Origin of the sequence: Bartonella sp. TT67HLJMS, from assembly GCF_042193375.1 — a bacterium.
Classification (GTDB): domain Bacteria; phylum Pseudomonadota; class Alphaproteobacteria; order Rhizobiales; family Rhizobiaceae; genus Bartonella; species Bartonella grahamii.
The window spans coordinates 1-21,384 of sequence record NZ_JBHILP010000002.1 but is presented as its reverse complement, the minus strand read 5'-3'; the positions used below and the strand labels follow the sequence as shown (position 1 = coordinate 21,384).

General features: G+C 38.6%; 21 protein-coding genes. 10 read left to right on the top strand and 11 right to left on the bottom strand.

Features of this window, described 5'->3' with window-relative positions:
- Nucleotides 1–132: 132 nt before the first annotated feature.
- Nucleotides 133–1,386: a CCA tRNA nucleotidyltransferase gene (locus ACFIJQ_RS01380; RefSeq protein WP_375628162.1), complete on the top strand. Its 1,254-nt coding sequence runs from the start codon at nucleotides 133–135 to the stop codon at nucleotides 1,384–1,386.
- A gap of 580 nt (nucleotides 1,387–1,966) precedes the next feature.
- Here the strand turns inward: ACFIJQ_RS01380 and ACFIJQ_RS01375 are convergent.
- Nucleotides 1,967–2,443 (bottom strand): tRNA (cytidine(34)-2'-O)-methyltransferase, encoded by a 477-nt coding sequence (locus ACFIJQ_RS01375; RefSeq protein WP_273788384.1) that lies wholly within the window; start codon nucleotides 2,441–2,443, stop codon nucleotides 1,967–1,969.
- A 725-nt stretch (nucleotides 2,444–3,168) separates the two neighbouring features.
- Here ACFIJQ_RS01375 and petA point away from each other — a divergent pair.
- The 4 genes from petA (at nucleotide 3,169) to ACFIJQ_RS01355 (ending at nucleotide 6,419) form a co-directional block, all read left to right on the top strand.
- Nucleotides 3,169–3,717, top strand: coding sequence for a ubiquinol-cytochrome c reductase iron-sulfur subunit (gene petA / locus ACFIJQ_RS01370; RefSeq protein ID WP_273788383.1), 549 nt, complete (start codon nucleotides 3,169–3,171; stop codon nucleotides 3,715–3,717).
- 4 nt (nucleotides 3,718–3,721) lie between these two features.
- The gene (locus ACFIJQ_RS01365) at nucleotides 3,722–4,978 is read left to right on the top strand and encodes a cytochrome bc complex cytochrome b subunit (protein ID WP_375628160.1); all 1,257 of its coding nucleotides are present in this window, start codon (nucleotides 3,722–3,724) and stop codon (nucleotides 4,976–4,978) included.
- Complete coding sequence (locus tag ACFIJQ_RS01360; RefSeq protein WP_375628158.1) at nucleotides 4,972–5,865, top strand: cytochrome c1; 894 nt, start codon at nucleotides 4,972–4,974, stop codon at nucleotides 5,863–5,865. The genes ACFIJQ_RS01365 and ACFIJQ_RS01360 overlap by 7 nt, the downstream gene beginning before the upstream one ends.
- Before the next feature lie 113 nt (nucleotides 5,866–5,978).
- On the top strand, nucleotides 5,979–6,419 hold the full coding sequence (locus tag ACFIJQ_RS01355; RefSeq protein ID WP_012754882.1) for a PRC-barrel domain-containing protein: 441 nt from the start codon (nucleotides 5,979–5,981) through the stop codon (nucleotides 6,417–6,419).
- Nucleotides 6,420–6,576: 157 nt separating this feature from the next.
- Here the strand turns inward: ACFIJQ_RS01355 and ychF are convergent, their stop codons facing one another.
- Complete coding sequence (gene ychF, locus ACFIJQ_RS01350) at nucleotides 6,577–7,680, bottom strand: redox-regulated ATPase YchF (RefSeq protein WP_273788380.1); 1,104 nt, start codon at nucleotides 7,678–7,680, stop codon at nucleotides 6,577–6,579.
- A gap of 264 nt (nucleotides 7,681–7,944) precedes the next feature.
- On the opposite strand from ychF, the gene ACFIJQ_RS01345 reads away from it, so the two are divergent.
- Nucleotides 7,945–8,688, top strand: a complete 744-nt coding sequence (locus tag ACFIJQ_RS01345; protein WP_012754884.1) for a L,D-transpeptidase — start codon at nucleotides 7,945–7,947, stop codon at nucleotides 8,686–8,688.
- Between the two features lie 241 nt (nucleotides 8,689–8,929).
- Here ACFIJQ_RS01345 and pth read toward each other — a convergent pair whose 3' ends face one another.
- Entirely contained in the window at nucleotides 8,930–9,511 is a 582-nt protein-coding gene (pth, locus tag ACFIJQ_RS01340; RefSeq protein WP_375628155.1) for an aminoacyl-tRNA hydrolase, read from the bottom strand.
- A gap of 76 nt (nucleotides 9,512–9,587) precedes the next feature.
- Nucleotides 9,588–10,217, bottom strand: coding sequence for a 50S ribosomal protein L25/general stress protein Ctc (locus tag ACFIJQ_RS01335; RefSeq protein WP_273788379.1), 630 nt, complete (start codon nucleotides 10,215–10,217; stop codon nucleotides 9,588–9,590).
- Nucleotides 10,218–10,509: 292 nt separating this feature from the next.
- Between ACFIJQ_RS01335 and ACFIJQ_RS01330 the strand changes: the two genes are divergently transcribed.
- Nucleotides 10,510–12,009 (top strand): ATP-binding protein, encoded by a 1,500-nt coding sequence (locus tag ACFIJQ_RS01330; protein ID WP_273788378.1) that lies wholly within the window; start codon nucleotides 10,510–10,512, stop codon nucleotides 12,007–12,009.
- On the opposite strand, the gene ACFIJQ_RS01325 is transcribed toward ACFIJQ_RS01330, so the two are convergent.
- The 4 genes from ACFIJQ_RS01325 to lgt form a co-directional block, all read right to left on the bottom strand.
- The gene (locus ACFIJQ_RS01325; RefSeq protein WP_012754888.1) at nucleotides 12,006–12,938 is read right to left on the bottom strand and encodes a ribose-phosphate pyrophosphokinase; all 933 of its coding nucleotides are present in this window, start codon (nucleotides 12,936–12,938) and stop codon (nucleotides 12,006–12,008) included. The genes ACFIJQ_RS01330 and ACFIJQ_RS01325 overlap by 4 nt on opposite strands.
- Before the next feature lie 468 nt (nucleotides 12,939–13,406).
- Nucleotides 13,407–14,198, bottom strand: a complete 792-nt coding sequence (gene pgeF / locus ACFIJQ_RS01320; RefSeq protein WP_375628153.1) for a peptidoglycan editing factor PgeF — start codon at nucleotides 14,196–14,198, stop codon at nucleotides 13,407–13,409.
- A gap of 102 nt (nucleotides 14,199–14,300) precedes the next feature.
- Nucleotides 14,301–15,380: a class I SAM-dependent methyltransferase gene (locus ACFIJQ_RS01315; protein WP_375628151.1), complete on the bottom strand. Its 1,080-nt coding sequence runs from the start codon at nucleotides 15,378–15,380 to the stop codon at nucleotides 14,301–14,303.
- Nucleotides 15,355–16,233, bottom strand: coding sequence for a prolipoprotein diacylglyceryl transferase (gene lgt / locus ACFIJQ_RS01310; protein ID WP_375628150.1), 879 nt, complete (start codon nucleotides 16,231–16,233; stop codon nucleotides 15,355–15,357). Before lgt ends, ACFIJQ_RS01315 begins: the two co-directional genes overlap by 26 nt.
- Nucleotides 16,234–16,535: 302 nt before the next feature.
- Here lgt and ACFIJQ_RS01305 point away from each other — a divergent pair, with 302 nt between their 5' ends.
- Both ACFIJQ_RS01305 and ACFIJQ_RS01300 read left to right on the top strand, forming a co-directional pair.
- Nucleotides 16,536–16,805 (top strand): accessory factor UbiK family protein, encoded by a 270-nt coding sequence (locus ACFIJQ_RS01305; protein WP_012754892.1) that lies wholly within the window; start codon nucleotides 16,536–16,538, stop codon nucleotides 16,803–16,805.
- A 381-nt stretch (nucleotides 16,806–17,186) separates the two neighbouring features.
- Nucleotides 17,187–17,687 (top strand): YbjN domain-containing protein, encoded by a 501-nt coding sequence (locus ACFIJQ_RS01300; protein WP_012754893.1) that lies wholly within the window; start codon nucleotides 17,187–17,189, stop codon nucleotides 17,685–17,687.
- Nucleotides 17,688–17,732: 45 nt separating this feature from the next.
- Here the strand turns inward: ACFIJQ_RS01300 and ACFIJQ_RS01295 are convergent, their stop codons facing one another.
- Together ACFIJQ_RS01295 and ACFIJQ_RS01290 are read right to left on the bottom strand one after the other, a co-directional pair.
- Nucleotides 17,733–19,073, bottom strand: coding sequence for an ATP-binding protein (locus tag ACFIJQ_RS01295; protein ID WP_375628147.1), 1,341 nt, complete (start codon nucleotides 19,071–19,073; stop codon nucleotides 17,733–17,735).
- Nucleotides 19,074–19,081: 8 nt separating this feature from the next.
- Entirely contained in the window at nucleotides 19,082–19,786 is a 705-nt protein-coding gene (locus tag ACFIJQ_RS01290) for a response regulator (protein ID WP_273788373.1), read from the bottom strand.
- Nucleotides 19,787–19,928: 142 nt separating this feature from the next.
- On the opposite strand from ACFIJQ_RS01290, the gene ACFIJQ_RS01285 reads away from it, so the two are divergent.
- A complete protein-coding gene (locus tag ACFIJQ_RS01285) occupies nucleotides 19,929–20,579 on the top strand; it encodes an MBL fold metallo-hydrolase (protein ID WP_375628145.1) in 651 nt (216 codons plus the stop codon).
- A 65-nt stretch (nucleotides 20,580–20,644) separates the two neighbouring features.
- Here the strand turns inward: ACFIJQ_RS01285 and ACFIJQ_RS01280 are convergent, their stop codons facing one another.
- The gene (locus ACFIJQ_RS01280) at nucleotides 20,645–21,382 is read right to left on the bottom strand and encodes a BA14K family protein (protein ID WP_375628143.1); all 738 of its coding nucleotides are present in this window, start codon (nucleotides 21,380–21,382) and stop codon (nucleotides 20,645–20,647) included.
- Nucleotides 21,383–21,384 lie beyond the last annotated feature (2 nt).

Sequence of the window (21,384 nt, the reverse complement as noted above, 5' to 3'; positions counted from 1 at the left end):
CATATTCGTATACAAGAAGAGAAAAGTTTTTTGGAAGGAATAGACGTGTTTTATAAGGGATGTCTTAAAAATTTTGTTGTATGAAGAGAGATCTTTAAAGCAATGAAGACAACTTTTTTGAAAGGTTAAAGGGTGAATATAAGACAGGACTTCAAACAGGTTGCGTGGTTACAACAAAGGGATATCCAAACACTTCTTCGTGTTTTGTCTTTGGAGGGAGAAGAGGCGCGTATTGTAGGGGGAGCAGTGCGCAATCAACTGCTAGGGCAGCCTATTAGTGATATTGATATTGCAACAACCTGTTTGCCGCAACAGGTTATTGCACGTGTAGAAGAAGCAGGATTTAAAGCTATTCCTACAGGGATTGCTTTTGGTACAATAACAGTAGTTGCTCATTCATGTTCTTATGAGGTTACAACGCTTCGCTGCGATATTGAAACAGATGGTCGTCATGCAAAAGTGGCATTTGGTCGTGATTGGAAAAAAGATGCTGAACGGCGGGATTTCACGATAAATGCGCTTTATTGTGATGCTGCTGGCAATCTTTATGATGATGTGGGAGGTTTGAGTGATATTGCTAGCCAAACAGTTCGTTTTATTGGGATTGCAGAAGATCGTATTTGCGAAGATTATTTGCGTATTTTACGTTTTTTTCGCTTTTTTGCATGGTATGGAGCAGGGCGACCTGATGTACAAGGATTGAAGGCATGTGTTCGTTTAAAACACGGTTTAAAAAAACTTTCTTCTGAACGTATTTGGGCAGAAATGAAAAAGCTTCTTGCGGCGTTTGATCCAACGCGTGCTCTTTTATGGATGCGACAAAGCAGAATTTTGGCACTCATTTTTCCTGAAACAGAACGATGGGGTATTGATGCAATTCACGCATTGGTGAAGACAGAACAGGCTCTTGATTGGAAAGTTGATCCATTGTTACGGTTAGAAAGCCTTCTTCCTCCTGACCCCATACGTCTTCATGAAATGGCACAGCGCTTGCATTTTTCCCATAAAGAAACAACACGATTAAAAGAATGGGCAGAGTTAGAAATAATAAACCAAAACTGTTCTGATCATTTTGTGCAAAAACTGATTTATTTTCATGGACGACAGCCAGTTTTAGATCAATTATCGTTGTCTGTCGCTGCATCACATCTCGATAACCTGGAAAAAAGTGATGCTTTGCAAAAAGCAGAGGATTATGTCAAGCTTCATCAGCTTGCCAAAAAATGGCAGATTCCAACTTTTCCCATTAATGGTAACGATTTAATAAAGAAAGGTTTTGCTAAAGGTGTGCTTTTAGGAAAAAAGCTTAAAGAGTTAGAAATGATATGGGTCGAAAGCGGATTTTTAATGGATCGCCATGCATTATTAGAAAAAATTGATTTATAATAATAATTCATTATTTTTCATGTGAAACAAGAGCTCCGAATATTGTAAGGTTATTTCAAACCTGTTCATATCACATCAATCAAAATTATAGCCTTACACGTTACAAGTGGGGAAGCCGTGTGAGGAAAAATGATTACAGAGAGAAAAAATGTCTTTTATGAACCATCTCAAAGATAAGGATTCTCGAAAGTGAAAACGAATAAAGAGAATAATGATAGCGGTTTGCACTTTGTATGAGCATAAAGAGGGGGATATCCAATGGATTTTTACTATGAGGAGTATTTAATTATTCATAGGTGGTGATGTGAAATGGATGTGATGGGCACTAAGAAATGTTTATTTTATCAGCACCTGATTGTTGGAAAATGATAAGCGTTATATGCTCTAACTGTTCTTGATATGTTTATATTGTTTTTCGTGATAATTTATGGTTTTTTATAGGCATTCTGTAAGTTGTTCCAAAAGTATTAGTGAACTTTATGCACTTTATATTCTATAAAAAGATTTTTTTAATTATTTAAAACCATATTTCATGCATTTTTATTGTTTTATTAATTATTTTAAGGGAATTGTTGTGTTTTTATAGATTACAGTTTCTTTCATGATAACCAATTTGGCGTAATGCTTCTCCCGTTGTTATGGCTACGCACATGGCGAGATTTAGAGAGCGTGCCTGTGGTTGCATAGGAATTTTCAATGTGTAATCGGCAGCTTCATGAACATAATCGGGAGCCCCAGCTGTTTCACGACCAAAAAGTAAAACATCATTTTTTTGATAGCATATCTGCGTATAGCATGTTTTTGCTTTTGTACTTAAAAGCAACAGACGGCGGTTAAAGTGTTTCATGGAGCTTATAAAATGTTGCCAATCAATGTGTCGTTCTAAGGAAGCATATTCGAGATAATCCAATCCTGCGCGTTTGAGATTACGATCCGACAGATTAAAGCCTGCGGGTTCAATAATGTGCACATGTAAACCAAAACAAGCGCTAAGACGTAAAATCGTTCCAGTATTACCAGCGATATCAGGTTGGAAAAGAGCTATATGAAGTGTCATGTTCTCTGTAATATGATTTTTCTTTCGACTTTGTAAAGAAGCGCCACAATTTATTCGAAAAATATGCTTTGAGAAATACATGTTTTTTAGGTTTAATTTTTATTCACTTTAAATTTCAGGGAAAAAGTTATGTACACAGGTTTGTTTGGGATAAGAGAGAAGCTCCCTATTAGGGACTTCCTTTTATTGAGCGATACATAAAATGGATTGGCTCATTATGTTGAAAAGTGGGATATTTAATAAGGTTAGATCATCCATTTTAATGAAAATCAACAAAATATGCTTTTTATGCAAAAGCAGAAGCGGAAAAAATACTCATTCAACCAGTTGGAATTGAGGGAGGGAGAGATGCTGTAAATGTGTTAAAGAAATAATCGATAAGCTCAACTTATTTACTGAGACCTGGTCATAACAAGACTATGTTTCTTTCTTTAGGAGTGTTTATTTACACACTATCTCCGTTTTTCACAGGAAGGGGAGTAATTTTGATTGATTAATATGAATAGGTTTGAAATGAAAGAAACTTACGGTGTTTCAGGATTTCATTTATTCTGTAAAACGATGAATTATCATTACAAAACAGTTTTTGTATAGACCATACAAATGGCAGGAGTTTTTTACGGGGATGGTTTCATGGTTGAGGCAACTGAGTGATCAAGCATTGTACAATGGGAGAGGGTATGGTAGAAGAATGTTTTAGCAAATAGTCTCTTTAAGTTAAGGCCATGAGTGAGCAAACGAGGCGGGATTTTCTGTTTTTGGTAACAGCTGTTGCAGGAGCAGTTGGAATGGGAGCGGTTGCGTGGCCTTTTATCCGTCAGTTGCGTCCAGATGAAGCTATTTTGGCATCTTCCTCTGTTGAGGTTGATCTTTCTGGTATTGAAGAGGGGATGTCGGTGACAGTAAAGTGGCGAGGACAGCCTGTTGTTATTCGAAATCGTACGACAAAAGAAATTGCTGATGCGCGCGCTACTGAATTGAGTCTTCTAAAAGATCGTCAAGCGCGCAATCCTAATCTTGAAGGTGAAAAAGAAGCAACAGATTTTGCGCGTTCAGCAGGTAAAGGACGTGAAAATTGGCTTATTGTTATTAATCTTTGTACGCATCTAGGCTGTGTAACACTTGGGCAATCGGGTAAATTTGGAGGATGGTTGTGTCCCTGTCATGGGTCTGTTTATGATACCGCTGGAAGAGTGCGGTCAGGTCCAGCTAACTATAATTTGGCTATTCCACCTTACCAATTTCTTTCTGATACTTTGCTCAAAATAGGATAAGGTTATGACAAGGTTTCCTCCTTATTATCCTAAAAATGCTCTTGCTCGTTGGTTTGATAAGCGTTTTCCTCTTCCTCGTTTTTTTTATAATACATTTGTTATTTTTCCTGTTCCGCGTAATCTTAATTACTTTTACACATTTGGCGGTATTTTGACCATTATGCTTTTATCACAGCTCTTGACTGGTATTGTCTTGGCTATGCATTATGTTCCAGATATTCATTTGGCTTTTGAAACTAGTGAACGATTTCGACGTGAAGGGCAGTTTGGTTGGCTTTTTCGTCCATGGCATTCTGTAGGCTCTTCGTTTTTTTTTATTGCTGTTTATATCCATTTGGCACGTGGACTTTATTATGGTTCTTATAAAAATATGCGAGAGATGGTGTGGGTTACAGGTATTTTAATTTATATCATCATGATGGCAATAGCATTTTTTGGTTATGTGCTTGTTTGGGGGATGATGTCTATTTCAGCGGCTTCAGTGATTGCAGGGCTTTTAAAAACGATACCTTTGGTGGGGACATGGTTGCATGAGACACTTCTGGGTGGTTATGGCGTAGGACAACCAACGTTGAATCGTTTTTATGTTTTCCATTATGTTTTATCATTTGTTTTGCTTCTTTTTGTGGGGCTGCATATTTGGGCAATCCATTGTGTTGGGCAAGGCAATCCAACGGGTCTTGCTATACAATCAGATAAGGAAACGGTTCCATTTTCACCTTATGCGCTTATCAAAGATATTTTTGCTATTACTGTTTTTCTGATCTTCTTTGCCTGGTTTTTGTTTTATATGCCCGATTATATGGGGCAGGCTGAAAATTATAATGTGGCAGATCCTTTAAAAGCACCTCTTCGTGTGGTTCCAGAATGGTATTTTTTGCCTTTTTATGCGATACTTCGTGCTATAACTTTTGATATTGGTATTTTCCCTTCCACTTTTGTGGGCTTTGTTTTATTCGTCAGTTCGATTTGCATTTTAATTTTTGTGCCATGGTTAGACCGCTCTAAAATATGTTCAGCAAGATATCGACCTGTTTATAAAATTTTCTTTTGGGCGTTGGTTATTGATGTCGTTTTCCTTGGTTGGTTGGGGTCAAGAGAAATAAATGACAAAATCCTTTTATGGACGCAATTGGCTACGGTTTATTATTTTATATTCTTTTTGGTTATTTTGCCGACTTTGCCAGCCTTTGAAAAAAAATGTTCTCTTCCTTCTTCAATTATGCAAGATTTAAAACAGAAAAAAAAGAGACTATGGTAAATGTTTTTGTCGGACTGATTGTTATCGTTGCTATGAGCTTTTCTGCTCAGAGTTTAGCGAGAGATGCCTCTGATCAGGAGGAGGAATTTACTTCTTTTCCTTTAAGGATTCCTAAAAAACAAGAATGGAGTTTTTCAGGTCCATTTGGGCTTTATGATAAGGCGCAATTGAGGCGTGGATTAAAGGTTTATAAACAAGTTTGTTCTAGCTGCCATGGGCTAAAATATGTGGCTTTTCGCAATTTAAGAGCTCTTGGGTATGATCAAGAACAGATTAAAGCTTTGGCGGGGCAATATGAAGTGCGCGATGGTCCTAATCGAGAAGGAAAATTTTTTAAACGTGCTGGGGTTGCAACGGATTATTTCCCTTCTCCCTTTGCACATGAAGAAGAAGCAAGATTTATTTTAAATAGTGCTTATCCTCCAGATTTGTCATTGATGGCACGTGCACGTGGTGTATCTTTGCCGTTTCCTGCTTTAATTACTGATGTATTGTCTCATTATGATACAGCGGGTCCAGATTATATTACAGCTCTTTTAACAGGATATCAGAAGGCGCCAGAAAATATGAAAATTGCTGAGGGTTCTTGGTATAATCCTTATTTTATTGCCGGTAATTCTTTAACTATGGCTCCTCCTTTGAGTGATGGTATGGTTGCTTATGAAGATGGAACCCCAGAAATCATTGAACATTACGCGCGCGATGTTTCTGCTTTTTTGATGTGGGCTGCCGATCCTCATATGGAAATTCGTAAAAAAACCGGTTTTCGTGTTATTTTATTTTTAATCGTTTTTGCAGGGCTTGTTTATATTTTAAAAAATCGTATTTGGTGTGGTTTAGAAGAAGAGTTAGAGAAAGAAACAAAAGACGAAATAAAGAGAAAATGATAAAGCGACAAGGCTTGAAAGAGCATAGAGTATAAAGAGCATAAGGAACAAATCTGTTTATGATGCATTGAGGTTTTATAAAGTAAAAGCAAAGTAAAAACGGAGATGTTAAAATGAAAAAAATTGCATGTACTACTCTTATGTCAATTTTGATGGTTTCTAGTACTTACGCTCAGTCTTTTGAAGTGCCTTCAAAACCTGAAATGATCTCTTCGACGGGTATTGTACAGGTGGGGGTAGATAAGTCTGTGCGTTATGTGACACCTTTAGCAACGGATTTTGTTGCTTCCAGCCTTATAGGCGCCAATGTATATAATATAGAAGATGAAAATATTGGTGAAGTAAAAGATATTATTTTACGTGAAAATAATATTGCAGGGTTTGTTGTTGCTGTTGGTGGTTTTCTTGGCATAGGTGAGAGTTATGTGGTCGTTTCTCCAGAAACAATCCAGATGACAAATGATTATGGTAAATGGAAACTCATTACAAATGCGACAAAGGATTCTTTAAAGGACGCTCCAACATTTAAATACGAAGGGCGTTGGACACGCTAATTTTATATTCCCATTCTTTAATGGATAAAACTGTTGCTATCATAATAATATGCTAGCAACATTTTTTTGTTCAAAAAACACTTGGGAGCTTTTGCGACAAGATTCCAAGGACCTATTACAAAGTTTTCAAGATAAACTATTAAGACAGAGTGAGGATTTAAGTATTATGTTTAAATAACATGACATCGCCATCTTGCACAATGTATTCTTTTCCTTCATCGCGGGCTTTTCCTGCTTCTTTTGCACCGCTTTCTCCACCCAGAGCAATATAGTCATTGTAGCTGATGGTTTGGGCACGAATGAAACCGCGCTCAAAATCTGAGTGAATAACGCCAGCTGCTTGGGGAGCTTTTGTACCACGCGTAATTGTCCATGCTCGTGTTTCCTTAGGCCCACAGGTGAAGTAAGTGATGAGATCAAGTAAATGGTAACCAGCACGAATAAGGCGATTTAAACTTGGTTCAAAGAGTCCTAGAGCATTGAGATATTCTGATGCTTCAGCATCACTCAGTTGTGTGATTTCCGCTTCGATAGAAGCAGAAATGATAATGCTTTGCGCATTTTGCTCTGTTGCCATTTTTTCAACTGTTTGGGTAAAGCTATTTCCATGAGCGGCGTCATTTTCGCTTACGTTACAAACATAAAGTACAGGCTTGGAGGTTAAAAGATTTAAACTCTTAAGAATGTGGTGTTCATCGGAAGAGATATCTTTGAGTAATAACCGGACAGGGGCTCCCTGTTGCAGTATGTTTAATGCTTTTTCCATAATGGGTAAAATTGTGAGAGCTTCTTTGTCTTTTCCGGTTGCACGTTTACGGATTTGTACGATTCGTCGCTCAATGCTCTCAAGATCGGCAAGCATGAGTTCGGTTTCCACGGTTGTGGCATCAGAAACAGGATCAATACGTCCTTCTACATGGGTAATATCTTCATTTTGAAAACAGCGTAAAACGTGAACAATGGCATCGACTTCGCGAATATTGGCTAAAAATTTGTTTCCTAAACCTTCGCCTTTTGAAGCTCCTCGTACAAGCCCCGCAATATCGACGAAGTTAATGCGTGTAGGAATTATTTCTTTTGAACCAGCGATTGATGCAATTTTTTCCATTCGTAAATCTGGAACGGCAACTTCACCGGTATTGGGTTCAATGGTACAAAAAGGATAATTGGCAGCCTGTGCAGTGGCTGTTTTTGTTAATGCATTAAAAAGAGTTGATTTCCCAACATTAGGTAATCCGACAATACCGCATTTAAAGCCCATGAGAGTCTTTCTTTTCTTTTGATTTTATAGTCAAGATAGCTCCTTTTTTATAGCATATTTTCAGAAGAGTTATAGTCTTTGTGTTGCGATAAGTGAGAAAAAAGTCTAAAGTAACAGATAATCTGCTTTTTTACCTTAGTTCTTCTTATCTTAATGCTCTCCTTAGTCTCAAGGATAAGAAAACTTCGAATTAATGTTAATAATGTGCTAAGTTTTTCATGGTATGCAAATCTGCATAAATAATTAATCGGAGAAAATAGAAGAGTGTTATCTCGTTGTGCCTTTTTAATTGCAGCACTTTTGGCTTTAGCTGGATGTGCTACACATCAGTCAGATATGTCATCGGTTCCTTTTCAACAAGTTCGATACATTCCACCAGAAATACAGGCTTTGTATGGTCCTGTAACGAATGAAACCTATTTGTTACCTGCTGTTGATCTTGCGACAATTGATCCAAAGTTTTGGCGACAAGAAGTGATTTATTATACTTCTTATCCACCTGGAACATTAGTTGTAGATACGCAAGAGTGTTTTCTTTACCTTATTGGTGAAAATGGAAAGGCTTTACGTTATGGGATTGGGGTCGGTAAGGAAGGTTTAGCATTTGAAGGTGAAGGGGTTGTACAGCGCAAGCGTCGGTGGCCAAATTGGGCTCCTACTGCAGCTATGATGGCTCGAGAACCAGAACGTTATGGTCATCTTGGGAAAGGAATGCCACCAGGACCCGATAATCCATTAGGTGCGCGGGCACTTTATTTGTTCAAAAATGGGAAAGATACACTTTTCCGTATTCATGGCTCACACGAATCGTGGTCAATTGGGCGTGCTATTTCAAGTGGGTGTATTCGTTTGCTTAATCAAGATATTATTGATCTTTATGATCGTGTTCCCGTTGGTTCGCGTGTTGTGGTATTACAAAACAATAGGAGTATTCCTACAGTTTATAGTCAACAATCAAATGGCTATGATCCGCTACAGTCGACCATTCAGCCAAATGAATTTTTTTAATTTGGGGGAGAAGATTGGAGAGAGCCGTTTGAGTATTTTGGTTTGCTGTTCAATCTTCTCTTTCTCTCAAAAGAGAATATAAGCCTTTCTTTTTCAAAAGTGTATACAATCTTGTATTCTTATTTTTTTCTATCTTCTCAGGTTGCCAACAGATTTTGCCTTTGAGAAAGTGTATAAGAGGCATTTTTTTCTTTTTTCAAGAGTTCTTATCCATATGCTTCACGCGACTGTGATACGCAAGTCAATGGTTTTGATTGTTTTTTATCGTTTGTGAAATTTCATTCATAAAGAGGGATTTATCATCTTTTATAAGGAGAGCGATATTTTTTGCAATTGTCTCTAAGAGAGGGGATAACCATTCTTGATCAGATTTGGCAAAATTTCCCAGAACATGTTGATGAACAAGTTCTTTGCTTCCAGGATGACCAATTCCTATGCGTATACGACAATAGTTAGTACCACAATGGGCATCAATAGACTTAATACCATTATGCCCATTATTTCCTCCACCAATTTTTATACGAACTTTTCCTGGTGACAGGTCTAACTCATCATAAATGATGATCAAATTCTTCAGATCTAATTTATAAAATCGCAAAGCTTCACCGATAGCTTGACCAGAGAGATTCATGAAAGTTTGCGGTTTTATAAGAAAAATTTTCTCATTATTTATGAAACCATTAGAGATTTCTGCTTGAAACTTCTTCGTCCATGGAGAAAAAGAGAAGGACTGATAGATGGCATCAACAGCCATAAAACCGATATTATGGCGGTTATTTTGATATTGTAAACCAGGATTGCCAAGACCAGCAATAAGCCACATGTGTATCTTCAGTCAAAGTATGAGTAAGGGTAATGTCTCATAAATTAAGGCGGAAAAAATTCCCGCCTTTTGAGTTTTATGAAGTTTGCGTATCTTCTTCATCATCTTCTTGTTCAGAAGTTTCATCACTGACATCCATGCCAGCAGGAGCTGCAATGGTTGCAATGGTAAAATCTCGATCTTGGATGATGGGAGTTACATCTTTTGGCAGTTGCACTGCTGAAATGTGAATAGAATCACCAATAGAGTAGCTGGCGAGATCAATTTCAATAGCTTCAGGAATAGCACTTGCTGGAGCCGTACATTCAATTTCGTGCCGAACAATATTGAGGACACCACCCTTTTTAAGTCCAGGTGCTGTATCTTCATTGAGGAAGTGGACAGGAATATTCACTTCTACAACGGATTTTGCTGAAATGCGTAAGAAATCTACATGGAGGGGAAAGTCACGCACGGGATCTAATTGATAATCTTTTGGCAAAACCATAATTTTTTGCTTGTCAAGAATAATCGTTGCAATGGTGGTACGAAAGCCACCGGCATGAATTTTGTAGAAAATTTCTTTATAGGGAACTGTTATTGCCAAAGGAGGTTGTTTTTCACCATAAATGACAGCAGGAATAAGACCGTTGCGGCGAAGTTCACGGGAGGACCCCTTACCAACCCGCTCGCGTTTTTCGGCCTTAAGAGTGTAGCTTTTGCTCATAATTTAAGTCCTTTTTACATGATTGGAGATCCTTCAAAAACAGTAATAGTTTTTGCATGGATATGAAGATATGCGCTAATCAACAGCGATCGCTCCATTCTGCGTTGCCTCCAAGGGTGTCTACACAGAAGTTTGTTCTATAATTCAAACTATTCATAGATGCAAGAGTTGTGGGAAAAATCGATGATTTCTACCGTTAAAAAGGAGGAAATGTTACAAATTACGGTGTGGATGGAGAATCAGCCAATATGCGCTGGCACTGATATGTTCAAAATCAAACACTGGAGATGTTATGAAGGTTGAGATTGCCTTGGGTGAGATGTCAGAGAGTCGTGCTTTGCATAAATCGATGCCAGCACTTCTTGATCTGGAAGAATTATTGGCGACACGTCTTCTTGTACAAGGTAATTCCGGTTCAGGGAAATCACATCTTTTACGCCGTCTTTTGGAGCAAAGTGCTAAGTGGGTGCAGCATTGTGTAATTGATCCAGAAGGCGATTTTGTAACTTTGGCAGATAAATTTGGTCATGTTATTGTAGAGGCTCAACGTAGTGAATTAGAATTGACTCGTATTGCCCATCGCATTCGACAACATCGGGTTTCAGTGGTATTTAATCTTGAAGGTTTGGATACTGAACAACAGATGCGTGCTGTAGGGGCTTTTCTTGGGGCACTGTTTGATGTGGAACGTGATTATTGGTATCCTATGCTTGTCGTTGTCGATGAAGCACAATTGTTTGCTCCAACTGCGGCAGGAGAAGTTTCTGATGAAGCACGTAAGATTTCTCTTAGTGCTATGACCAATCTTATGTGTCGAGGGCGTAAACGTGGTCTTGCTGGTGTTATTGCGACACAACGTTTGGCTAAGTTGGCCAAAAATGTTGCTGCTGAAGCTTCAAACTTCTTAATAGGGCGGACTTTTTTAGATATTGATATGGTGCGCGCTGCTGATCTTTTGGGAATGGAGCGCCGCCAAGCGGAAATGTTTAGAGATCTTGAGCGGGGGAATTTTATAGCTTTAGGTCCCGCTTTATCACGACGTCCCTTACCAATCATTATCGGTTCTGTTGAAACTTTGGCACGCTCTTCTAGCCCTAAATTAATGCCACTTCCAACAGAGCGGGATGATGTGCAAGAGCTCGTTTTTACTGCTTCACCAGAGGAAATTTTAAAGCCATTTAAACAAACACGAGAGCCGATGAGGGAAAAATCAATGCACGAGATGTTAGAGGAGGTAGTGCATAAAAAACAAGAGTTGTTGGAAGAAACCCCGAGTTTATTTCCTGAACTTTCTGATGTTGAGTGTGACGGCCAAGCAGAACATATTATTCGGGAAATTCTTGAAGATTCTGAGGCTTTTTATCGTTCAACAGCGGTGCTTTATCAAGATTTTTCAGTTCGTTGTCGTATCCATGGTATGTCAAAGGTTCCTTTTAATCTTTCACAATTTCGGCGTAAATTGGCTATTGCTCAGGCTTTTGTTGATGAACAAACGGCTGTCAGTGAACATTGGAAACATATTTTGCAGATATCAGAAAGTTTAGAAGAAGATGTCCAAGGAGTCTTCTTGAATGTAGCACAGGCTGCATTAGGGGGAAAGCCATGTCCATCCGATGCATTTTTAGCACGTCTTTATGGGACTCATTCTTTAAGCCGTGCACGCCGACTTTTAACCTACTTTGAAGAGCGTGGTCTTATTGTTATTCATACGCATTTTAGTGGCCAACGTATTGTTGCATTTCCTGATCTTGGTGTTGAAACAGCACCAGGAGACCCCAAGGAACCCCTTTAACCAAATAAGCTGGAAACCGATTGTTCTGCTGCTGTCCTTGCAATTGCTTCCCCAATAAGGTCGGCAATGGGCAAAACACGAATATTATGGGCTTTCTCAATAGCTTGTGTTGGCATAATTGAATCTGTAATAACCAATTCTTTCATCTCTGAATTAGTAATTCGTTCGATTGCATTACCAGAAAGAACACCGTGCGTGATATAAGCCGTGACACTATTGGCACCATGTTTAAGCAGAGCACTTGCTGCATTGCATAAAGTTCCACCTGAATCAACAATATCATCAAGCAAAAGGCAATCTTTTCCCGATACATCTCCAATGATATTCATAACCTCTGATTCACCGGGACGTTCACGACGTTTATCTACAATAGCAAGCAAACTGTTCAAACGCTTGGCGAGCGAGCGTGCGCGTACAACACCACCCACATCAGGTGAAACAACAATAACATTTTCAAGAGAATAATGCACTTTGACATCGCGAGAAATGACGGGAACAGCATAAAGATTATCCGTAGGGATATCAAAAAAACCTTGAATTTGTCCTGCATGAAGGTCCAATGTTAAAACACGATGGGCCCCTGCTTCAGTAATCAGGTTGGCAACAAGTTTTGCGGAAATGGGAGTACGCGGACCAGGTTTACGGTCTTGGCGGGCATAGCCAAAATAAGGGATAACAGCTGTGATGCGACGTGCCGAAGAACGACGAAGCGCATCAATCATGATGAGTAATTCCATCAAGTGATCATTGGCTGGATAGGATGTAGATTGCAAAACAAACACATCCTGTCCACGCACATTTTCATGCAATTCTACGAAAATCTCTTGATCAGCGAAACGTTTTACGGTGGCTTTTCCTAAGGGGATGTTCAAATAATTTGCAACATCTTCAGCTAGGCGTGGATTAGAATTTCCGCAGAAAAGTTTCATAGTAGAACCTCTGAATTATCATGGTGGGAATGCGACACGGTTTTTAATTTCTTTTTATTAAATTGCAAGAGAACAATTACAAAAGCCTTACAATTTTATTGATTATTGTTAAAGAGCTATGCGGTATGTTTTCTCTTTTTCCAAAAGTTTGTTTCTTTTAGAGCAAAGTTTTTTCTCCATGAGGCAAAGAAATACGTATTGATTAAGCTTTTTGGTTATTACTTTATAAAAAAATGCTTTCAATATGGGGAATGTTTCATATTTAAGATGAATGAAGGGGAGTATCATCTTGCCTTCAATCATTATAACCAAACATTGAAAATGACTCAGAGCAAAAGCTATCATATTTTATGGGCTGGTAAATAATTTTGTAAAAAAGCAAAGCAAAGTACAATGGGATTTATTTTTACATTTGGGTAAAAAGTTTAGTTTTGCAGTTTTGGTATTGTTTTAAAGCATAAAAGAGGATCATCTTTTATTTTTTAGCACAATAGCAGAAATTTGCCGTCCGTAATCAGGTTCGCTGCGGTGTATTGCACGGCGATAGGAGAAAAAACGCTTTTCATCCTTGTAGGTGCAAAGCTCTACACAAGAAGCATTAACGCCTGCTTCGATGAGTTGATTCATAATGAATGCCCACAGATTAAAGTAAAAGTGATTTATTTTGTCTGTTTTTATAAAATATTTTTGGTATTTGCAGTGGCAATCAATAAATTGGTCGTAAAATTCACTTGTTACTTCGTAGTGATAGGGACCAATACAAGGTCCAAGGACTGCTGTTATTGATTGTCTTTTGGCTCCTTGTTTTTCCATAACAGCAATTGTTTTCTCGATAATTCCATTTAAGCTTCCGCGCCAGCCAGCATGAGTTGCAGCGATGACACCTGCTTGTGGGTCAGCAAACAGAATGGGTCCGCAATCTGCTGTAAGAATGCCGATTACGAGTTCTTGTGTGGTGGTAACGAGAGCATCGGCTTTAGGAGGGGAGCCGATAAAAGCTTTATCAACGACAACGACTTCACAAGAGTGTATTTGATTGACAGTGACTAAATTTTGTATCTCAACATCAAAATAATGAGCGACCAAAGTGCGGTTTTGTGTAATATGTTCAGGGTGATCATTTGAGCTTTGGCCAACATTAAGGCTTTGGTAAAGGCTTTTTGAAACACCACCTTGACGAGTAAAAAAACCATGTTCTATCCCATGGGGGTGTAAAGTAGAAAGATTTTTTGCAAGAATGGGATGAGGGATAGATTTCATAAAAGTTCCTTATGGAGATTATTTGAAGTGAGGGTGGAGATGTTCATATTTGTCAATGAATATTTCAGATAATGATGTGCTTATTGACAAAAGCGCCGATCATCAAAATTGGGGAGGTATGGAGATGTTTTTATCACTGAAATGTAAAACTTTAAATAATTTTCCCATTTGATCTTGACCAGCGAGCCGTTCGATGTCCTGGCGGATTTTGTCTTGCAAAGGAGCACTTTTGCCAACTCCAAGCTGTTTTGCGCGCTCCAGTAGCCCCATTTTTAAAAGAAAATCTCTTTGCTCGAAGATTTCAGCAAAACAACCTTGTTCAAGGGCTATGTTTTTTAAAAAAGAAAAATCAACATGGGATGTTAAATCATGTTCACCAGGGGCATCAAAAATATCACGAAATCTATGTTTTGACAGTGCTTGCAAGGTATCGCCAAATGCAAGATCAGCAGCACCATAATCAATGAGCAAAGCAGAACCTGTCACTTGCACTAAATGGTGGCTGATTTGTTGCATGAATTGATGCCGTAAGGGGGCATATTCAAAAATTGTTCCGTCAGGCACTTTAGAACAATAGGTTTGTAGATAAGAAGAGGGAAGTTTATGCGGGGCAGCAATAAAGATGAGATCTCCATCTTGATTGACTGTAATGCAGCGCTCTTTCCATTCTCCATTGACTTTAATATATTGGTTGATAGGGAGTGTATCGAGAAATTCATTAGCTATGAGGAAGAGAGGTTTTGAAGGAATTTGATTAAAATTTTCAATGCTATGGATTTGTTTTTGATAAGGGCAAAGGCGCTTTTTTTGTTCTTTTGCAAGCTTTTTACTTATTTCAAGGAGAAAAACTTCAGCAGATTCAAATGCTGTCGTGGATAATTTTTGAATGGTACGCAAAACATCATCCATGAGAGTTCCACGTCCTGGACCTATTTCAGCGAGGATAAAAGGGCGAGGAGAACCATGAGCGTTCCAGCTTGCGAGAGCCCAAATCCCGATCATTTCTCCAAATAATTGGCTTATTTCAGGTGCTGTAATGAAATCACCGGTACGTCCAAAAGGTGTTTGTGTTTGATAATAACCAAATTGAGGATCTGTAAGTGCCAACGTCATATATTGGCTAACAGTGATTGGTCCATTAAGGGCAATAATTTCTTTAATTTTTTCTTTTAGATTGGCCATTTTCTGTCGATTTATATTTAAAGGCATGGAGAAGAAGATAAAATCCTAAAAGAAGCATGGGAAGAGATAAAGCCATGCCATAGGTAAAACCAGTAGAATGGAAAAGAGTTGAAAACCATTCTGGATCTTCTTGAGGCGCACGGTAAACTTCAGAAATGCTGCGCGCTACTGCGTAGCCTATAATAAATGTTCCTGCAACAGCTCCAGGGCGCTTTAATGCTTTGAAGGCAAAAATGATAAGGCATAAGATGATGAAGAGAAGAAATCCTTCCATGAAAGCTTCGTAAAGTTGGCTTGGATGGCGCGGTAGATAGTGAGGATCGAGAGGAAAACAAACAGCCCAAGGACGTGTAGTAATATTGCCCCATAACTCTTGGTTAATGAAGTTGCAAATTCGTACAATGCCGATACCAATAGGAGCACCTGCAGCAATGATATCAAACATGGCTCGTATGTTAATATGATTTTTACGGGCAAACCAGATCATGGCAATGATAATACCAATAAGTCCGCCATGAAAGGACATTCCCCCATCCCATACGGCAATGATAGCACTTGGATGGTTAAAATAGTAAATGGGATCCCATACAAGAACTTGTCCTAAACGCCCTCCGACAACAACACTTATGGCAGACCAGACAACAAAATCTCCGATCTTTTCTTTATCCATAGGAGGGTGGTCTCTATACCATAGAGATGTTTTTTTTAATAATTTTTGCGCATACCACCAAGCAAAAAGAATACCCACCACGTAACCAAGTCCATACCAATGAAGTGCTATGGGACCTAGCTGGATAATGACAGGATCAAGAAAAGACGGAAAAGCAATGGCTGGACAAGACAGATTGTTCATGAATTAAGCATCTTACATTATACGAGATGAATATGAAGTGACTCTAATGGTCAGAAATGACAGATGAATGCGCAATGGTCAAGTCAGTAGGGAGGCTAGTCAGAAAGGGGGATAGATTTCCACTGGTTTATCGCGGTAAAAAAATGGTGATAAAAGAAATATTAAAAAATCTTAAAAAATCGTCATGAAAAATCTGCACAGTATATAAAATATAGGGTAAAAGGAACAAATTACAGTATCTAAATGTTATGAGAATACGCTATAATGCGTGCGTTAGTAATTAAAATTTAAGGAAAAATGTTATGCGTAATGGATCAAATCGTATTCTTGATGAATTAGCAAAATTAGCAACAGATGCTGCTGACGTCGCGCAAGGTATACGACGTGAAGCTGGAACAGCTTTTCGTGTGCAGGCTGAAAAGATAGCAAACAAACTTGATCTTGTTTCTCGCGAAGAGTTTGAGACTTTTAAGGAGATGGTGCTGAAAATCCATGCTGATAATGCTGATTTGAAAAGGCGCCTTGATGATTTAAAAAAAGATGATTTAAAAAACGCAGACACAAAAAAGTAAGATAGTTTCTTAAAAAAAGAATCTTCAAAAAAATATCCCCAATTTTTCAATATGATGCGTGAAACTAAAAAATGCTTAATCTTGAGTCTGTTAGAGCGGAGCATTTGTTTATTTTTGATTTTTTTTTGGGTAAAATACATTTTTTTGAATCAGGGGGGCTGGCGCTATGAAATTGTATCAATACACTGAAAAGACTTGATGATTCGTTTTATGACTATCAGGTTGCCCTAAACAGCGCGATTGTGTTCTGGGTGTTTGTGTACTGTCGATGTTTTTATGTGTATTTGTTTGTTGTAAAGGTCCTGATTGTAGCAAAATATTGTTACAGTTTAGGCGGTTTATATTCTGTTGACAATGTTTTTAAGATGATTGAGGATTGTGATGAGGCTTGCATTTTGCGCCACAGAGAGAAAAGAGCACCCTGTTGACTTTATCGAACAGATTGCCTGTGAATATGATTGGTCGTTTGAGCGGGATGCGCAAGATGAAATTAGCGTTTGTGTGGAAGGAAAGCGCGCAAATTATCGTCTTGCTTTTTCATGGATGGAAGAGCATGAAGCACTTCATTTGGCTTGTTCGTTTGATCTCTCTATTAAAAATGCTCGAACAGCTGAAATACAGCGCTTATTGCTAGCAATTAATGAAAAGTTGTTGTTGGGACATTTTGATTACTGGCAAAGGAATAATTCAGTTATTTATCGGCAAGGTCTTCTTTTGGCTGGTGGGATGCATCCATCTCATATACAGGTTGAAACATTGTTGATACATGCACTTAAAGTCTGTGAAAGCCATTATGTTGCATTTCAGATGGTTGCTTTGTCGGGAGAAAGTGCTTACAAGGCACTGCAGTACACTTTGTTTGAAACTGTAGGGAATGCCTAAAATACACAGTCTGTTATTTTTACAGATGGTTTGCTGAAATATTGCTCATAGGGGGATATCGATGATAGCGCGTAATCCCCCAAGTGGGCTTTCATCTAATTGTATATTGCCACCATGGCTGCGTGCTATGTCTTGAGCAATAGAAAGACCAAGTCCTGTTCCACTTGCATCTTGATTTCGCGCTTTATCAAGTCGAAAGAATGGCTTAAAAACTTCTGTACGCATATTTTCATGAATTCCAGGTCCATTATCATCGATTATCAATATAAAAGATTCTTGTTGAGAGTTAGCTGTTAGTTTAACGGTTGTGCCGTAACAAAATGCATTTGATACAAGATTGCTGACCAAGCGTGTGAAAGCACGGGGACGTACTTGTATTTCTGTAGGACCTTCAATGGTGTAAGAAAATTGACGTTTGTGAAGATGAGCATCGGCGGAGAATTTTTGCATAAGAGCATTTAAATCAAAAGTCTTGACACTTTCACTTCCTTCACCACGAGCAAAAGCAAGATAATCTTCTAACATATTTTGCATGTCACTTACATCTTGCTCAAGCGGTTTAATATCAAAGTCAGTATTTACTAATGCTAGCTGAAGTTTAAAGCGTGTAAGAATGGTTCTTAAATCATGACTTACTCCTGAGAGCATCATGGTGCGTTGTTCGATTTGGCGTTCAATACGTTCTCGCATACGTAAAAAAGCAATGCCAGCACGACGGACTTCATCAGCTCCTTGTGGTTGAAATCCTTTTGGTAAAGGACGGCCGCGTCCAAAGCTTTCTGCTGCTTCAGCTAATTGTTGAATAGGTTTAATTTGATTGCGCAAAAAGTATATTGCTATCAGCAATAAAACAAGAGCTGTTCCTACCATCCAGCTTAAAAAAATAGCAGTATTGGAAGCGTAGGCTTGGCTGCGTGGAGCAAAGACGCGTAAGATGTTGTGACCAAGGTGGATACGGATTTCAACAAGATCAGAATCTCCTACGGTATCGATCCAGAAGGGACGGTTAATTTGGCGGGTGATTTCTTCACTTAAAAAATAGTCAAGAATTGCAAAAAATGGCTTAGGTCCTGGAGGGGGAAGAGGGGAAGGGGGTAGGATAGAAATGTTTAATCCCATGCGTTGTTGTGCAATACGCTTGATATCTTCATAGTTATCTTGTTGTGGATATGTTTCAAGAATATCAATAATGGCTGAAATGTCATGCACGACAGCCATTGAAAGACGCTCGGTTACCATTTGCCAATGGCGTTCCATAAAGACATAAGCAATGACTGTTTGCAGAAGTACCATGGGAGCGATAATAATGATCAAAGAGCGAGCATAAAGCCGTTTAGGCATTTTTTTCGTTAACCATCGAAGAAAAAATCTTAAAGGCTTGATCATTCTTGTGCCTATTCAATAGAGAGTTTGTACCCTATTCCTCGCACGGTTTGGAGCCATATAGGCAGTGCTGGGTTTTTTTCGATTTTACGACGAAGGCGGTTGATCTGTACATCAATGGCACGTTCATTTATATTGCTGTCATCGGCCGCGAATTTATGGCGCGGAATTGTATCGCCTGCATTTTCGGCAAAAATGACCATCATTTCTTGTTCTTTATCTGTTAATTTAATAACTTCTCCCCCTTTTTTGAGTTCGCGCCGTGAAATTGAAAATATATAAGGTCCAAAAACGATTTGCTCGATTTTTGGTTGGTGAGGGGGAAAGCCACGCCGTAAAATGGCATTGATACGAAGGAGAAGCTCACGAGGATCAAAAGGCTTAGCAAGATAATCATCTGCACCTGCTTCTAAGCCATGGATACGATTGTCTATTTCTGATAAAGCTGTTAGCATGAAGATAGGAACATCCTTTGTTTGGCGGAGTGAATGAGTAAGATCAATACCGTTTTCACCAGGCATCATGACATCAACAATAAGAAGATCAAAATCTAAACTTGCCAACAGTCGTCTTGCTTCATTAGCATTGGCTGAAACTGAAACACGAAATCCATTTTTAATGAGAAACTGAAATAAAAGATTGCGGATACGAGTGTCGTCATCAATCACAAGAAGGTGAGGTGCGTCATCACACAAAACTTGAACATGATCGGACATTCTTAAAAACCTTGACAAAAATTTAGTTTACACAAAATGCAAGTTTACATAAGTTGTATAAAGCTGTCGAGCAGCACCTTTACCTTAAAGGAGAGAAAGTTTTATTTATAAATTTAAAAAAGTTATTTTTGAAAAGGATATTATGGGTAGTCTTAATATACATATTATTCCAGTTACGACATTCCAACAAAATTGCACTTTGCTTTTTGATAGTGAATGTAAAACGGGGGTTCTCGTTGATCCCGGTGGTGATTGGCCGCGGATTCAAGACGTAATCGAAAAGAATGGCGTTATCGTTGAGGCTATTTGGATAACACATGGTCATTTTGATCATGTGGGAGCAGCAATGCAAGCGAAAGAGGCGCTTAATGTAAAAATTATCGGTTCACATCGCGATGATAAGCCTGTGATGGATGCCGTGAGCGAAAGCGCAAGAAATTACGGCATCACTGATGCGTGCATCTGTATTCCTGACCAATGGTTAGAAGATGGTGAGTGCGTTCATTTTGCTGGACATGTGTTTAAGGTTTTTCACACCCCAGGACATTCTCCTGGTCATGTTATTTATTTCAATGAAAAAGAACGCTTAGCCCTCTTGGGTGATGTGCTCTTTCGTGGTTCTATTGGACGCACTGATTTCCCCTTCTGTTCTCATGAAAAATTGATGCACTCTCTTCGAGAAAAAGTTTTACCCTTAGGCGATGATGTTTGTTTTATCTGTGGGCATGGTCCTAAAAGTAGCATAGGCTATGAGCGCCAAAATAATCCTTTTCTTCAAGATTTTAATATATGAGCAAACAAAAAAACGCTTTGAAGCGTTTTTTTGTGCCATTTAAGACTTTTTTAGTAGAACAGAAGTTAATTTATTGGGGCATAACAAATGTGTTCCAAACCATTACGGTCTCGAAAAGTTCCTGTTTTAGGGTTGAAGGAACGGTATTTTTTCTTGCAATAGTTAAGCCAATCAGATTCTAATGATTGCTGGAGTGGCTTATATGCCACCGTTTGCTGCACTTGATAAACTCTTTGATTTTGCGGAACTTTTTGATAAACTACCTGATTTTGTGGTACTATTTGATAAACCACCTGTGGCTGTTCTGATTTTTTTAAAATTGTACCAAGAATACCCACCGCTAAAGCATCACCTGAGTTGTCTATATGAATATTACTGTGTTTTGTTTTTTCGCGCTCAATGTGATGATATGTTTTGTTTTCAACATGATGATGATGATGATGATGATGATGATGTTGATGATGATGATGATGTTGTTGTTGTTGTTTCTTGCTTTTGTCGTTGTCATTAGAACAGCCGTCGAAATCATCCATAAATTTTTGGAAATCATCAGGAAAAAAGCCACGTTTTCTATCAGAACAACGGGAGCGAGAAAAACTGGAACGCGAGATATCAATTTCCTTATCCATTTCCCTTATCGCATCATCTGCTTCTTTACGCATCTTCCTCATCATATCATCTGTTTCTCTCGTGATAGAGTGAGTAAAGTTCCATGCCATATCCGCAAACGTTGTATTTAGCGGCATGAAAACGGTTGCAGTTGACATTGCTGATAATACCGCTACCCTGATCACCTTTTTCATAA